The organism is Gammaproteobacteria bacterium (assembly GCA_027296625.1).
Classification (GTDB): Bacteria; Pseudomonadota; Gammaproteobacteria; order JAKEHO01; family JAKEHO01; genus JAKEHO01.
Genome location: JAPUIX010000129.1, coordinates 17810 through 33070 on the forward strand (window position 1 = coordinate 17810; position 15261 = coordinate 33070).

A 15261-nucleotide genomic window follows, 5' to 3' on the forward strand; every position below is an offset into this window, starting at 1 on the left:
TTGATTGGTGCCTTGCTTACAAGGCAACTCACTGATAGCGCGTCGGATCGGGAACACCGGCTTCGCGAAATCCTTCTGCCCGGAATCGACACGATTCACAAACAGCACATGCCTTGCCGTCCTCGTCCGCTTGATAACACGAAACTGTCATTGCATAGTCCACACCCAGACGAAACCCTTCCTGGATAATCTCTACCTTTCGCTTTTGAATTAGTGGCGCGTGAATTTTAAACGCCCTTCCTTCAACTCCAGCTTTCGTGGCCAATCGTGCTGTCTTTTCGAAGGCACTAATAAATTCGGGACGGCAATCGGGATAGCCAGAGTAGTCGATCGCATTAACACCGATGAAGATATCCTGTGCCTGAACCACCTCTGCCCATCCCAGCGCATAAGCCAAAAAAATCGTGTTGCGTGCGGGAACGTAGGTAACGGGAATGCCTTCAGTATGCATTTCAGGGACGGCGATCGAATCATCCGTCAACGCAGAGCCACCGAATCTCCGCAGATCGAGGCATATGATCTTATGTTCGACCGCCCCAAGCGCGCTTGCTACGCGTGTCGACGCCTCCAATTCTGCTCGATGGCGTTGGCCATAATCAAAACTCAACGCATAGCATGCAAACCCTTGGTCACGGGCAATGGCCAATACTGTGCAGGAATCCAGGCCACCTGAGGTCAGCACGATCGCGTTGCGCGTTTTATTTTCCCCGGACATTACCCCAAAGATACTTGTGGATCTGGATCTGCAAACGTACCGGCAAACAGTCCTCCAAAATCCAATCGGCAAGCGTTGCTGCATCGAGCTCCTCGTGGCTGGGCGAAAATAGGATTTCGCAGCGTTTAGCTAAGCCAAGCTCCTTTATCTTTCCTTTTGTCCATTCGTAGTCATTTCGATCACACAGAACGAACTTTATCTGATCGGAGTTCGACAAATACTCTATATTGTCATAACGGTTCTTCGCTTCCTCTCTTGACCCGGGCGTTTTCAGATCCAGCACCTTCATAACTCGTTTATCCACTTCAGAAATGTCCAACGCGCCACTTGTTTCCAAAGAAATCTGATAGCCAACATCACAGAGTTCCTTTAGCAGCAAAAGGCAATTTTTTTGCGCAAGCGGTTCCCCACCTGTCACGGTCACGTGCTGCGCATTAAAACCCGCAACACGTTGCAGAATTGCTTCAATCGAGATGTCCTCCCCACCGTAAAACGCGTATGCCGTATCACAATAGTGGCAACGCAAGGGACAACCCGTCAGCCTGATGAAGACCGTAGGCAATCCAACTTTTTGAGATTCGCCTTGAATAGAATAAAAGATTTCAGTGATCCGAAGTGCCGTCTGGCCTGGAGCCTGAACGCTAAAGGTAAGCATAAACACACATTGGTTGGGCGCCGCTAGGGCGTAGACGCGTAGCGGCCGAAGGTAGCCAGCCGTCTCGACGTTGACTATTGCTGGACTAGTTTCATCCGTTGCAGCCGTTCCTCCGCCAGCCGTGCTGCCGTCGTGCCTGGGTAGCGCGTCTTGAGATCTTCTAGCGCTGTCCGAGCCTGGTCCATCTGACCCAGCTCATAATAACTGTACCCAATCTTAAGCATCGAATGGGTTAACTTTTGGCTATCCGGATAATTGGCTACGAGCTTCTGATATTCCACAATCGCTTGTTCGAAACGGCGCAGAACGTAATAGGATTCAGCTAACCAATATTGCGCATTGTCCGCGTAACTGCTGTTCGGATAGGTGGCAAGGAATTCGTTGAAAGCTGTTACCGCCTGTTCGTAGCGACCTTGCTTGAGCAGCGTGAATGCCCGTTGATAGGCGGCCCGCGCTGCAGCCGGATCACCCCCAACTGCGGCAGCGGGCTCGGTTTGCGCCGGCGCCGTTGCCCTTGGTTTAGGGGCTTCTGCAGGCGGCCGCTTTGCTACTTCAACCGTTAGCGGGGCTGCGCCAGGCTGGCCTGCCGGTGGTGTCTGCGAGGCCGCACGCTCGGTCGGGGGAATCACTTCAACAGGCGGGCTCGCTGCCCGTCGTGACCTTGTGCTTGGACCAGGTGGACTGGGGGTTGTGCCCGCCACACCCAATGCCTCAGTTCGCTGCAACCTTTTGTCCAGATCTACATAGAGATCTCGCTGCCTCTGCTTTATCTGCTCCAACGTATGAGTCTGAACTTCAATCTCCCCACGCAGCCGCTGCATCTCCTTCTGAAGACTTTCCAACTGGCTAAGCATCTCCAATAGTCCCTGAGATTCAAGAAGCCGCTCGACCTTGTTCAGGCGTTGGTCGACATTGGACGGCATGCGTTCTTCAACACGCACTGCCTCTTCACCTCGCACGCCGAGTGTCGCGAAAACGACCACCGCAAGCAACGCTAGTTGAAAAATGCGGCCTCTCTCGGACATCACTGACTCCTAATAAATAATCTCAACACGACGGTTCTGCTGCCACGATGATTCATCGTGACCCAAGCCTATCGGTCTTTCTTCGCCGTAGCTCACGGTTCGGTTTTGACCAGCTGAGGCCCCCAACAAAATCAGCTGACGACGTACAACCTCCGAGCGGCGGTCACCCAGAGCAAGATTATACTCCCGTGAACCCCGCTCATCCGCATGCCCTTCCAGCGTCACGATGACATCGGGGTTAGCTGCCAAATAGGCAGCGTGTGCTTCGATGGCCGGACGGTAGTCCGCACTGACCTCACTACTATCATACTCAAAATAGATCACACGCACCGACAAGGGGCTGTCGGGATCATCCAAGGCGCTTCCCTCGAAACCTTCCGCATCGCCGATGCCATGGGCCTCGGCCCCTGCGGTGTCCGTTTCCGAGACCGTGCTGCCAAGGTCCTCTACTTGCACCTCTGCAGACGTACCCGCATCACCGATGGTTTGGCACCCCCCGAGGAAGATTCCAAAAATGACCAACACTAGCGCCATCATGAAAGATTTGCTTGTCACGGTATCGTCTCCTTCTATCGCGCCCAACCCTTAGGGTTGGGGTAGCTCTGCTGAAGTCTTGCTAACGTTTCGAAAATGGCCCCCATGCGGGCTCTCTTACCTCACCTGCCTGAAGCGCCAGCCGTTGGCGCACGCGGCCGTCTACGGAGACCGCCGCAAGTTCCGTCCCTTTTTGCCCAAGCGTAGCATAAATAATCATCCTGCCATTGGGCGCAAAACTTGGTGACTCATCCAGACGCGTTTCCGTCAAGATCCTCAATGAACCCGTGTCCCGATCCAGAACAGCGATACGATAGGCACCGCGTTCACCGTGTATCATGGCAATCTGCCTTCCATCAGGCGAATAAACGGGTCGCGCATGGTATGGCCCCTCGAAGGTCAAGCGTTGGGGCCTGCCTCCTCTTACATCAACCTCATATATCTGTGGCCCCCCGCCTCGATCCGAGGTGAAGGCCAACCTGCCACCGTCAGGAGACCACGCCGGTTCGGTATCGATAGCGGCGTTATTTGTAATCCGCTGCAATAACCCGCTTAAAAGGTGCAGAACATAAATTTCAGCATTACCGTCCTTAGATAGCGTCATGGCCAAACGGCCACCATCCGGCGAGAAGCTGGGGGCGCTGTTCAGTCCCGGGCTAGAAGCAACCTTCTTTCGACTCCCAGACTGAACATCCTGCACATAAACGCTGGATTTTCCTCCCTCAAATGAAACGTAAGCAACACGCCGCCCATCGGGTGACCAAGCAGGCGACAACAACGGCTGCGGTGACTCCAGCAATGTCTGTGGATTATGGCCATCGGAATCGGCTATCTGAAGCGCGTAGATCTTGCTCTCACCTGGCTTTTCTAAAACGGTCACATACGCAATGCGTGTCGAAAAGGCGCCCCGAATCCCTGTCAGTTTTTCATAAATAAGGTCGCTGATATGATGGGCGGCACGGCGCAATTGATTTGCCGGCGAAGATATGCGGTAACCTGCCAGCTGCGTACCCTTGTAAACATCGACAAGCCGGAACTCAATATCGTATTTCCCGGATACAGGCGCGCTCAGATGCCCCACGACTAACGTCTCCATCCCCAGCGTACGCCAGTCTCGAAGGTTGATCTCGGCAAAGTCGTGTGGATGGGCTGGAAGGTCCCTTTCCGGTAATGGGGCGAAGCGACCGCTATTTGCAAGATCCGCACTTATGATCTGTGTGATCTCGATTGGAGGAGGCGGAGTCCCTTCGGACAATCCAAACGGTACGATCGCAATAGGCAGCGCGCTCTCGACCCCTTGGGTGATCTTGATGGTCAACACTGCATGTGCATCACCCGCACAAAGAAACAACACCAATACACAGTAAAGCTTGCGACGGAGGTTTTCTGCGACCACACCCATATTCCTACGGTTCAAAGTCAAACTTAAGCTTTCGCATCTTTTCAAATACGCGGGGGTCTTCCGGGACAGGAAGAGGGGAAGCCTTCATAACGGCAATCTCGGCCTGGCGATCAAAGACGGCGCTGCCGCTCGATTCAATGACCTTTGCATCCACCACGTCGCCGCCCGGGATCATCTGTACCAATAGTGTGCAAGACAGCCCCTTCTCCGGATAAATGAATACTTGGCTAACTTTCGATTGAATTTCCCAAATATACCGGTTAATTGTTGCGTCATCTTGGCGACGTTGGGCAAGATCCAATGCTTTCTGTTCCCGATCTAATTCTGCCAGGCGAGCTTGCTCCTCTGCTTTACGGCGCTTCTCATCCTTAATTCGCTTCTCCTCCGCAAGTTTTTTCTGCTTCTCTTCCTCTATGCGTCGCTTTTCTTCCTCGACTCGCTTTTTCTCCACTTCTTTAAGTCGCTCTTCCTCCGCCTTACGCTTTTCTTCCAACTGTTTCTTTTCTTCCTCTAATTTCGCCAGTTCCTTCGCTTCGACCTTTTGCTTGGCCTTCAATTCGGCAATCCGCTTCGCTTGCTCCTCATTTTTTTTCTCTTCCTCCGCCCTCTGCTTGCGTAGCTCGGCGATGCGCTTTTCTTCTGCCTCACGTTTCTTCTTTGCCGCTTCAGCCCTCTTTCTCTCGGCCTCAGCCTTCTTCTTTAGCTCTTGTTGACGAGCCGCTTCAGCATCTCGCTTTTTTTTCTCTGCCTCTTTAAGTCGGTTGATCTCGGCCTCGACCTTGCGCTCATCCACCGCCACAGCTTGAACAATGTCTACCTGAGCTGGCGGCGGTGACACAGGCTCTGGCACGAATGCAAAGCTAAATATCAAGATCCCAGCCAGTATCACATGGATCCCGATGGAGTAGATAAATGACAGCAGCCTATCGAACCAACCCAGGCGCATTGTGACCCTAACGCTCCGGCGGTTCAGTAATCAAACCCACTCCAGGGACGCCGGCGCCCTGCAGCAAACTCATCAATTGCATGACACGCCCATAGGCCACGTTTGTATCGCCCTTCACCAGCACCGGGGTATCGGGCTGATTACGTAAAAACGCCGCAACCCGGTGAACCAAATCATCTGGAGCCATCGGCTTTTCCTGCCCTTCGCCATAGTTCAGATAGAAATTGCCGGTTGCGTCAACACTGACAATAAGCAGGTCCGTTCCAGACGGCGGTAAGGGTTCCGAAGCCACCTTGGGAAGGGCGACCTTGACGCCTTGGCTTAATAAGGGTGCCGTGATCATGAAGATCACCAGCAGCACCAACATCACATCGATGTACGGGACGACATTGATCTCCGACATGGGGCGTTTTCGGATCCTCTGACGCATTACCTTAAAGAACCTCTCACTATAAGAAAGTTCACCCAATATAGAGCTAATGACCGAATCTGCAGATTAACCGTGAGCATGGCGCTGCAGAACTGAGGAAAACTCTTCCAGAAAAGTGTCATAGCGGTTTATCAAGCGCTCGACATCGTTCGAGTACCTGTTATATGCAATGACCGCAGGAATCGCTGCAAAGAGCCCCATGGCCGTGGCAATCAACGCTTCCGCAATACCTGGAGCAACCATAGAAATCGTTGCTTGATTAACATTGCCGAGTGCGCGAAAGCTGTTCATGATCCCCCAGACAGTTCCCAATAGACCAATATAAGGACTCGTTGACCCCACGGTGGCAAGAAATGACAGGTGGATCTCAAGATCATCGACCTCCCGGCTCAAGCCCACGCGCATCGCACGTTGTGTGCCTTCTAGGATTCCAGCCGCATCTATCCCCTTCTGTTTCCGAAGACGACCAAATTCCTTGAACCCCGCTTCGAATATCTTTTCCATGCCCGCGGGTTGATATCTGCGACCACTGACGCGTGTGTAAAGCGTACTCAAATCATCTGCAGACCAGAAGCGTTCCTCAAAATCCTCCGCTGCACGTTTCGCCTTTTTTAATACCACACGCTTGTTGAAGATCATGGTCCACGACACAACGGACGCCACAACCAAGATCAACATGACTAACTGAACAAGGATACTGGCGTTCAATACAAGTTCAACAAGCGATAAGTCAGCCGACATTTTTTAGCTCCGAGAGGATGACACCCGGTAGGGGCCGAGGTCTTAGCGATATTGCATCCACACAAACAATTTTAATGCGGCCTTGGCAAAGCATGTTTCCTGATTGGTCGCTGATGCCTTGATCAAAGTCTATGCTCGCCGCGCCTTGGTCAACTATTTTAACACTGACAGAAAGCAAATCATTAAAGCGTGCGGGTTTCAAATACTCCAACGAAACTTTCCGGACTGCAAATACTAGCCCTTCTTTCCGCAATAGCTGATCCTGCTCAAATCCCAGCTTCCGCAGCCACTCGCTACGCGCGCGTTCCATGAATTTCAGATAATTGGCGTAATACACCACGCCACCCGCGTCGGTATCTTCGTAATACACGCGAACGGGCCAAAAAAATTCCGTCATGAGGTCACAAACAAAATGAATTATGTTTCATTGAATAGATCGGGTGCCTGGGTGGGCGCTTGAGGGGGAGTCAGCCCAAAATGGAGCCACGCATTGCGTGTCGCTATGCGCCCGCGCGGTGTGCGCATGATGAAACCCTGTTGGATGAGATACGGCTCCAGAACGTCTTCAATCGTATCACGTTCTTCCCCAATCGCTGCTGCGATGCTATCAATGCCCACAGGGCCGCCGTCGAATTTCTCAATAATGGTTAGCAGCAACTTGCGATCCATTGTGTCAAAGCCGTATACATCAACCTTAAGCATATCGAGCGCCTTGCGCGCCACCTCTTCGGATATACTTCCGTCCGCACGTATGTCAGCGTAATCGCGGGCACGTCGAAGTAAGCGGTTTGCAATACGCGGCGTTCCTCGAGAACGTCCAGCGAGCTCCGCCGCACCCGATGGATCGACTGCAACGCCAAGGATCTTGGCAGAACGTGTCACGATCTCACCAAGATCCCCCGTACCATAGAACTCTAGCCGCTGTACGATCCCAAACCGGTCTCGGAGTGGTGATGTCAATAACCCTGCCCGCGTTGTTGCACCTACAAGCGTGAACGCAGGGACGTCAAGCTTAATCGCCCGCGCTCCCGGTCCTTCACCAATCATAATATCAAGCTGGTAATCTTCCATCGCCGGATATAACACTTCTTCAACCACTGCGCTTAAGCGATGCATCTCATCGATAAAAAGCACGTCGCGCGGTTCAAGATTGGTGAGCAGGGCTGCGAGATCACCGGGGCGCTCCAGCACAGGACCAGACGTTTGATGCAAGTTAACACCCATCTCATTAGCGATGATGTGTGCGAGCGTGGTCTTACCGAGCCCCGGTGGGCCAAAGATTAGTACATGATCGAGCGATTCAGCACGCTTGCAGGCGGCGCGGATGAAAATCTCCATCTGTTCGTGCACGGCAGGCTGTCCCACAAAATCCGCAAGCCGCTTCGGCCGAAGCGTCGTGTCTGCGGCTGCGTCTTCAGCAGTGCTGGTGGGCAATACGATAGGATTCAGCTCGGCCATCTGGATTAACTACGCAAGTTCCCCGCACGCATGCGACCGTGTGATGCTAATGAACACGATAAAACATGCGTCGTGTCTCACAGGCATCTCACACAAGCACATTCTCGGTAGACCCTTCGCATTCCAGTTAATTCTGCACCGACGCTTTCAGCGCCTCACGAATGATCTCTTCGGTCGACAATCCGTCACGATTTACCGCTACCACATACCGGCTTGCCTCCTGGGGTTTATACCCAAGGGCTACCATCGCACTGACGGCATCTTCTGCGGCAGTCGTCGCCGGAGCTTCTCTGGTATCTTGTCTAGCTCCAGGCACAGATGAAGAACTCTGCCAGTCCGACAACCGATCACGCATTTCCACGATCAACCGTTCCGCTGTTTTTTTCCCCACACCAGGCAATCGCGTCAGGCGGACACTATCTCCTTCCTGCACACAGAGTGCGAAATCATTGGACTCAATACCAGACAATATAATGAGCGCCATTTTAGCGCCGACACCATTAACACGTAATAACGCACGGAAGAGGCGACGCTCATCCTCGGTTGCAAAGCCAAAAAGTAATTGTGCGTCTTTGCGCACGACGAGATGTGTAAACAAACTGACTTCATTGCCGAGTACAGGAAGCCCGTAGAATGTAGTCATTGGCGCTTCCAATTCGTAGCCGACGCCATGTACATCAAGAAGTAAGTACGGGGGGCGTTTTTCCAAGAGGACGCCCCGGATGCGCCCGATCATAGCAAGCGGCCGCCCCGCGAACCCCGAACACCCGCCATACGCAGGAGTCCCTGACGCCTATACCCGTGACCCAGTGCAATCGCCAAGGCGTCCGCTGCGTCTGCTTGAGGTGTTTCATTGAGGCACAGCAAGACCTTAATCATATGCTGCACCTGAACCTTGGCGGCGTTGCCCCTGCCAACAATGGCCTGCTTGATCTCGGTTGGGGTGTATTCATAGATGGGAAGCGACTGCGTAGCGCATGCGACAATAGCCGCGCCGCGGGCCTGGCCGAGTTTCAAAGCGGAATCGGGATTACGATGCATGAACACCCGCTCCACTGAAACTTCATTGGGTTGAAAAGTGCCGGCAATGGCGTGAATCGCCTCGAAGATCGTGCGAAGTTTTGCTCCAAGTTCATCGTCCCGGATAGGGATGCTACCGTTTGCAACATGTGTAGCACGATTCCCCGCCATGTCGATGACACCGTATCCAGTAACCTGGGAACCCGGGTCGATTCCAAGAATTCGTGTCACCTCATGCTGTCCCTTGAACCCCGGAAACGAGGCGCGTTAACATCAACTCACTTGCGCTAGTACAGCGTCCGGGATTTCTGCATTGGAATAGACCTTTTGCACATCGTCAAGGTCTTCCAACATTTCCAACAAGCGTATCATTTTCTGGGCACCGTCGTGATCGAGCGTGGTCGTGGCTGGCGCTCGCATCGTCACCTCAGCGACCTGCGGCTCAATTCCTGCGCCGGCAATCGCGTCTTTGATTACACCAAACTTACCCGGGGCTGTAATCACATCATAGGTGCCGTCGCCATCAGCGATTATATCCTCCGCTCCAGCTTCTAACGCCACATCCATAAGGCTTTCTTCATCGGTGTCGGCAGGATATGTCAACACCCCAACTTTATTGAACAGATAGGCAACCGAACCTTCTGCACCGAGGCTGCCACCGCATTTACTGAATGAATACCGCACATCCGCGACGGTTCGCTTACGATTGTCAGTCATACAGTCGATCATGACAGCGACGCCGCCCGGCCCGTAACCCTCGTAGCGGACTTCCTCCAGTGGCTCGCTGTCCCCTGCCCCCGAGCCCTTCTTGACTGCCCGATCAATAGTATCCTTCGGCATGTTATTCGACAACGCGTTGTCGATTGCCGCACGAAGTCGCGGATTAGCCGATTCATCACTGCCGCCGAGCCGCGCCGCGACAGTAATCTCTCGAATCAGCTTAGTAAACAGCTTAGCCCGCTTGGCGTCCTGCCGGCCCTTGCGATGCTGAATATTGGCCCACTTGCTATGCCCCGCCATCAGTGAATCCGCGTCATTTGACACCTGAACAAAGTGTATCACCAGCCACCTTAGCACCCAAGGCAGCGTCCAGCCACATGTCAGTCGCGGTGTCGATCATGATCGAATTCACCATGGCGCAAGAAATGCAACGTTTGCTGCGCGCCCGACGGCGCAAACAACAGCCCAGTATGCGACACGGGCAGGGTAATGCGATCGCGCATGTTGGGTAGGATTGTTTCTTCGACCGCTATGGTGCCGTCGTTTGGAAACGGTAAGGCAGGGATGACACGACCAACGCCCATAGGCAGGGTACCTGCAATCACGCCTAGCTCGTAGTTACCGGACCACGCCGGCACGCTACCGCACAAACCTTGATCGACGCTTCGCCCCAGGAGCCAACGTCCAAGGGCATGTCGTGACAATCGCCCGGCGACATGACTGCCACGGTGCGGCGTACCCAAGGTCACGACGCGGCCGGGACGTTGCTCGGGAAAAATATGAAAAAGATGCCGCACCAACAATCCACCAAGGCTATGACATACAAAGAACAGCTTAGGCACATGGATGCGCTTAATGAACTCGGACAAGGTCACCGCATTTTCCTCGGGGCTTGCATTGACGCTCGGGTAGGTAAATTGTTCGGTAAGATAGCCTGCCGCCGCCAAGCGCCGTCTGAGCAGCGACATATCCAGCCCATTCATCCAGATCCCATGAATCAGAACGACGCCTTCCTTGGTAGCTTCCTCCCGATGGGAGTGATTCACAAGACGGTGACTAACAGAGCATGGCGTGAATGGAAAACTGCCGCATCGAGACGCCCTTCACGCGTCGTTATTCCCTAAGATCACAGTGTCTCTAGTACTTGCGAAGTCAAGAAGACGTTGAATCGGGACGATAGCCTTTAATCGAGTCGCTTCATCGACGATGATTTCATTGGCTCCAGTCTCCAACACATGAGTCAGCTTCCTCAGCCCGTTCATCGCCATCCAAGGACAATGGGCACAGCTTTTACACGTCGCACTCTTTCCGCTTGTCGGTGCTTCAAGCAATAACTTTTCAGGAGCAGCCTCTTGCATCTTGTAGAAAATCCCCTTATCAGTGGCGACGATAAATTCGTCTGCATCCAAGCTTGTGACTGCATTAACCAGCGCCGTAGTCGAACCGACCACATCGGCTTGTGATACAACCGATGGCGGAGACTCTGGATGCACCAGAATTTTGGCATGGGGGTGTTCAGCGCGCATCGCCATCAGTTCCTTTCCCTTGAACTCTTCGTGCACGACACAAGCGCCCTGCCAAAGCAACATATCCGCACCGGTTTCCCTCTGGACATATTGGCCCAGGTACTTATCCGGTGCCCACAAGATCTTTTCACCGCGATCGGCAAGGAATCGAATGATCTCGGCCGCAATGCCTGAGGTCACGACCCAATCTGCGCGGGCTTTGACAGCGGCGCTGGTGTTAGCATAGACAACAACGGTACGATCCGAGTTGGCATCGCAAAACTCGCTAAACTCGTCCGCCGGACAACCAAGATCAAGCGAGCACGTTGCCTCCAGATCCGGCATGAGGATGTGTTTTCCTGGACTCAAGATCTTGGCCGTCTCACCCATGAATCTGACGCCCGCGACCACGACGGTAGAGGCGTCGGTTTCATAACCAAAACGTGCCATATCGAGGGAATCGGAAACATGACCGCCCGTTTGCTCGGCCAACATCTGGACATCAGGGTCGGTGTAATAGTGGGCAACCAGGACAGCGTCCTGTGCCTTGAGAAGGGACTTAATCCGGGCGACTAAATCGGCGCGGTCGACGCTGCTAAGCATTTCAGATTGGGTCTCAGGAACCGCGGACGGCGGAATACGCCTGTCAAATACTGCAGGTAACGCGTTCGCAATGTTCATACTTCACCTCTCCACGGCAGTCGCCCTTGGGTCACTTAATAAACTCCACCGTCCCAGGTGATGTAACGCTATACAGTCGCGCTGGCCGATGATTTCCATACCGCGCGACCTCACCAGTGTCTTCAATGCACGAATAAGCCATAACGCGCTTTCTAAAATTACGCTTATCAAGTGCCTCGCCCAAAACGATTTCGTAGACCTTCTGCAATGCACTCAAGGTAAATTGGTCCGGCATGAACTGGAGCGCAATGGTGGAGTAGTCTAACTTGGATGCGAGACGCTTGTGGGCCATGGCGATCATCTCGTCATGATCAAATGCAAGGGGGGGCAATGCATCCAGAGGGAACCAAGCCAGCGCCTGGGCGTCACTTGCTGCGCGAAGCTGTAACCGGTCGGATGGAACCAGGGCGTAGTAAGCGACAGAAATGACACGCTCACGCGGGTCACGCCTGGGCGCACCGAAGGTGTAGAGCTGCTCCAAATAGACGCCCGTCACGCCAGTCTCCTCCCTGAGTTCCCGCATGGCCGAGGCCTCAAGATCTTCGTCAATGTCCACGAAGCCCCCTGGAAGGGCCCAACTGCCCCGGTAGGGCTCAGCTGCCCGCCTGATCAAAAGGACTTCAAGTTGCGCATCACGAATCGTGAAGATGACGACATCGGTGGTTAGGGCAGGGTGCGGGTGTTCGTAGCAGTATGCCATCGTTGACGCATAGTTAGTGTAAGAATTACACATACTATAAGTGTAATAGATACACTATGTCAAGCCGCCTGGGGCGGCAGTCCAACTAGTTGACTTCAGTGGCCGATAAACGGCTGAGGGATCGATTGAATCACTAATCTTCGCGCGGTGCTCTGCGCAGTCGGATCCCAAGTTCCCTGAGCTGTGCCTCAGAGGCTGGGATCGGTGCCGAGGTCAAGAGGCAACTCGCCGTTTGGGTCTTGGGAAAGGCGATGACGTCGCGGATGGAAGCCGCACCCGCCATCAGCATAACCAGTCGGTCCAGGCCAAAGGCGATGCCGCCGTGGGGTGGAGCGCCATACTTCAGTGCCTCCAACAAAAACCCGAACTTCTCCTGGGCCGCCTCCGCGTCCATTCCGAGCAGACGGAATACGGTCATTTGCATCGCACGATCGTGAATACGGATAGATCCGCCTCCCAGTTCCGTGCCATTTAATACCATGTCGTAGGCCCGGGATAGGCAGCCGCCCGGGTCCGTCTCCAGCTCCTCGGGTGATGTGGCTCGGGGCGCGGTGAATGGATGGTGTAGGGGCTCCCAGCGATCCCCTTCTCCTGCTCTTTCAAACATTGGAAAATCCACGATCCAGGCGGGTGCCCAACCCACTTTCACGAGTTCTTGATCCTCACCAAGCGTGTGGCGCAACGCCCCCAGGGATTCGTTCACAATCCGCGTGCGGTCAGCACCGAAGAACACCAGATCACCGCTCACGGCACCGGTGCGGGCCAACAATGCCTCGATGGCCTCATCCGGTAAGAACTTGAGGATCGGTGATTGCAGGCCATCGCGGCCAGCACTTGGGTCATTCACCTTAATATAGGCAAGGCCCTTCGCGCCATGGGCGCCGACAAACGCTGTGTACTCGTCAATCTGCTTTCGGCTCATCCCAGCGCCGCCCGGTAAGCGAAGTGCCGCGACCCGGCCATCGGCCATCTCGGCTGCCTCTCGGAAGACCTTAAACTCAACCGACCGCATCAGATCGCCCACTTCCACCAGTTCGAGCGGGTTGCGTAGATCAGGAGAATCGGTACCAAAACGCCGGAGTGCATCCGCATAGGCAATACGCGGGAACGGCGAGGGCAATTCGACGTCGAGCACCTGCTGATACAGATCTCGGATCATCGCCTCCACGATATCCATAATGGCGGCCTCCTCCATAAAGGAGGTCTCCATGTCCAATTGTGTAAATTCTGGCTGGCGATCAGCGCGCAGGTCTTCGTCACGGAAGCAGCGCACAATCTGATAGTAGCGATCCATGCCCGCCACCATGAGCAGTTGCTTGAAGAGCTGTGGCGACTGGGGCAGGGCGAAGAACGTGCCGGTGTGGGTGCGGCTTGGAACCAGATAATCGCGGGCACCCTCTGGCGTTGCCCGCGTCAGCATCGGTGTTTCGATCTCGAGAAAGCCCTGCTCATCTAAGAACCGTCGGAGCGTGCGAGTGACCTCTGCACGCAGACGCATATTCGAAAGCATGTCTGGGCGCCGCAGGTCAATATATCGATACCGAAGTCGGGTTTCTTCGTGAAGGTTTTCTTCCTCGATTGGGAACGGCGGCGTTTCAGCAACGTTCAGTATCTCAATAGTGTGCGCAAGGACCTCCACTTCGCCGGTCGGTAGCGCCAGGTTTTCCATCCCTTCCGGACGGCGTCGCACACGGCCTACGACGCGCAGCACATATTCGCTGCGAACCTGCTCTGCGACGGCAAACGGTTCCGGTGTATCGGGATTGAAGACGACCTGGACGAGGCCTTCGCGGTCACGAAGATCGATAAAAATGACGCCGCCATGGTCCCGCCTGCGGTGAGCCCAACCGCAAAGCTCGACTTCCTCGTCCAGCAAGCTTGCGTTGAGTTCTCCGGAATAATGGCTACGCATTTAAGATCGACCCCAAACGACGGAACAAAGGGCGGGATATTACGTGCCTGCTCCAGTCCGCGCAACACCACCGGAGGAGAATTAAACCAAGTCCGTGTTTGCTCGATAAGACTAGTCAGAACCACCGGATTCCGTTTTGGACTTTGTGTCCGATGCCGCCTCAGACTTTTCCCCCTCTGATTTTGCTGCACGCGTTCCAGACGAGTCTGATTTCTCGGCAACATCCTTTTTATTTCCGGCCTTCTTCTTGTCATTATTCCTAAAATCGGTGGCGTACCATCCTGTCCCTTTCAAGCGGAAAGCAGCCGCCGAGATCAGTTTACGCAGGCTCGCGTGATCACACTCTGGACATTGCTTCAACGGCGCGTCACTGAAATTTTGAATCGCCTCAAGGCGATGTCCGCACTCCGTACACTGATATTCATAGATCGGCATATCTGGATCCTTAGTATCGCACTACGCGAAAAAATAAGGGCGAATTTCGCCAAAATCAAGGGGTGGGCGGATGCTATGCTTTACGAGTCGTCCGCGATCCGGGGTCAACCGGCGCTTTGAATGTTAAAATGAGCTTGCCAGCGCGTCCATATTCGGTATCATCGCCGACCTTGCGTAACCTGGGCCGTTAGCTCAGTTGGTAGAGCACCGGACTTTTAATCCGTTGGTCGAAGGTTCGATTCCTTCACGGCCCACCAATAAATCAAGAGGTTACATTGTAATATGCGCCGCTATGATGCGGATTAGTGATTGCAGGTATCAGTTAAGGTATCAGTACATAATGGGGCAGATAGTCCCGTCAAAATAGGTGTAAATATTATTT

General features: G+C 54.0%; 18 protein-coding genes and 1 tRNA gene. 1 reads left to right on the forward strand and 18 read right to left on the reverse strand.

All coding sequences use genetic code 11. From position 1 onward, the window contains the following. Nucleotides 1-28: 28 nt before the first annotated feature. From queC to O6944_07240, 18 genes are all read right to left on the reverse strand, one after another. Nucleotides 29-715 (reverse strand): 7-cyano-7-deazaguanine synthase QueC, encoded by a 687-nt coding sequence (gene queC, locus O6944_07155; GenBank protein ID MCZ6718911.1) that lies wholly within the window; start codon nt 713-715, stop codon nt 29-31. Continuing rightward, nucleotides 699-1370, reverse strand: coding sequence for a 7-carboxy-7-deazaguanine synthase QueE (gene queE / locus O6944_07160; GenBank protein MCZ6718912.1), 672 nt, complete (start codon nt 1368-1370; stop codon nt 699-701). The genes queC and queE overlap by 17 nt, the downstream gene beginning before the upstream one ends. A 74-nt stretch (nt 1371-1444) precedes the next feature. Beyond that, a complete protein-coding gene (gene ybgF, locus O6944_07165) occupies nt 1445-2395 on the reverse strand; it encodes a tol-pal system protein YbgF (protein MCZ6718913.1) in 951 nt (316 codons plus the stop codon). A gap of 9 nt (nt 2396-2404) precedes the next feature. Next, a complete protein-coding gene (gene pal, locus O6944_07170; protein ID MCZ6718914.1) occupies nt 2405-2950 on the reverse strand; it encodes a peptidoglycan-associated lipoprotein Pal in 546 nt (181 codons plus the stop codon). Between the two features lie 61 nt (nt 2951-3011). Next, nucleotides 3012-4331: a Tol-Pal system beta propeller repeat protein TolB gene (gene tolB, locus O6944_07175; protein MCZ6718915.1), complete on the reverse strand. Its 1320-nt coding sequence runs from the start codon at nt 4329-4331 to the stop codon at nt 3012-3014. A gap of 4 nt (nt 4332-4335) precedes the next feature. Next, nucleotides 4336-5277: a cell envelope integrity protein TolA gene (tolA, locus tag O6944_07180; protein ID MCZ6718916.1), complete on the reverse strand. Its 942-nt coding sequence runs from the start codon at nt 5275-5277 to the stop codon at nt 4336-4338. A gap of 7 nt (nt 5278-5284) precedes the next feature. Then, nucleotides 5285-5707, reverse strand: a complete 423-nt coding sequence (gene tolR, locus O6944_07185; GenBank protein MCZ6718917.1) for a protein TolR — start codon at nt 5705-5707, stop codon at nt 5285-5287. A gap of 66 nt (nt 5708-5773) precedes the next feature. Beyond that, nucleotides 5774-6448 carry a protein TolQ gene (tolQ, locus tag O6944_07190; protein ID MCZ6718918.1) on the reverse strand — a complete coding sequence of 225 codons (675 nt, stop codon included), beginning with the start codon at nt 6446-6448 and terminating at the stop codon, nt 5774-5776. Then, on the reverse strand, nt 6438-6845 hold the full coding sequence (gene ybgC, locus O6944_07195) for a tol-pal system-associated acyl-CoA thioesterase (GenBank protein ID MCZ6718919.1): 408 nt from the start codon (nt 6843-6845) through the stop codon (nt 6438-6440). Before ybgC ends, tolQ begins: the two co-directional genes overlap by 11 nt. Nucleotides 6846-6865: 20 nt before the next feature. After that, a complete protein-coding gene (gene ruvB, locus O6944_07200; GenBank protein MCZ6718920.1) occupies nt 6866-7906 on the reverse strand; it encodes a Holliday junction branch migration DNA helicase RuvB in 1041 nt (346 codons plus the stop codon). A gap of 127 nt (nt 7907-8033) precedes the next feature. Beyond that, nucleotides 8034-8642 (reverse strand): Holliday junction branch migration protein RuvA, encoded by a 609-nt coding sequence (ruvA, locus tag O6944_07205; GenBank protein ID MCZ6718921.1) that lies wholly within the window; start codon nt 8640-8642, stop codon nt 8034-8036. Further along, nucleotides 8639-9157 (reverse strand): crossover junction endodeoxyribonuclease RuvC, encoded by a 519-nt coding sequence (ruvC, locus tag O6944_07210; protein ID MCZ6718922.1) that lies wholly within the window; start codon nt 9155-9157, stop codon nt 8639-8641. Before ruvC ends, ruvA begins: the two co-directional genes overlap by 4 nt. 42 nt (nt 9158-9199) lie before the next feature. Then, nucleotides 9200-9946: a YebC/PmpR family DNA-binding transcriptional regulator gene (locus O6944_07215; protein ID MCZ6718923.1), complete on the reverse strand. Its 747-nt coding sequence runs from the start codon at nt 9944-9946 to the stop codon at nt 9200-9202. Between the two features lie 80 nt (nt 9947-10026). Then, complete coding sequence (locus tag O6944_07220; GenBank protein MCZ6718924.1) at nt 10027-10692, reverse strand: alpha/beta hydrolase; 666 nt, start codon at nt 10690-10692, stop codon at nt 10027-10029. A gap of 57 nt (nt 10693-10749) precedes the next feature. Further along, nucleotides 10750-11832, reverse strand: coding sequence for a quinolinate synthase NadA (nadA, locus tag O6944_07225; GenBank protein ID MCZ6718925.1), 1083 nt, complete (start codon nt 11830-11832; stop codon nt 10750-10752). Between the two features lie 31 nt (nt 11833-11863). Continuing rightward, nucleotides 11864-12532, reverse strand: a complete 669-nt coding sequence (locus O6944_07230) for an NUDIX domain-containing protein (GenBank protein ID MCZ6718926.1) — start codon at nt 12530-12532, stop codon at nt 11864-11866. A 133-nt stretch (nt 12533-12665) separates the two neighbouring features. Next, the gene (aspS, locus tag O6944_07235) at nt 12666-14444 is read right to left on the reverse strand and encodes an aspartate--tRNA ligase (GenBank protein MCZ6718927.1); all 1779 of its coding nucleotides are present in this window, start codon (nt 14442-14444) and stop codon (nt 12666-12668) included. A gap of 111 nt (nt 14445-14555) precedes the next feature. Continuing rightward, nucleotides 14556-14879: a zinc ribbon domain-containing protein gene (locus O6944_07240; protein ID MCZ6718928.1), complete on the reverse strand. Its 324-nt coding sequence runs from the start codon at nt 14877-14879 to the stop codon at nt 14556-14558. 181 nt (nt 14880-15060) lie between these two features. On the opposite strand from O6944_07240, the gene O6944_07245 reads away from it, so the two are divergent. Beyond that, nucleotides 15061-15136, forward strand: a tRNA-Lys gene (locus O6944_07245). The last annotated feature ends 125 nt before the right edge of the window (nt 15137-15261 follow it).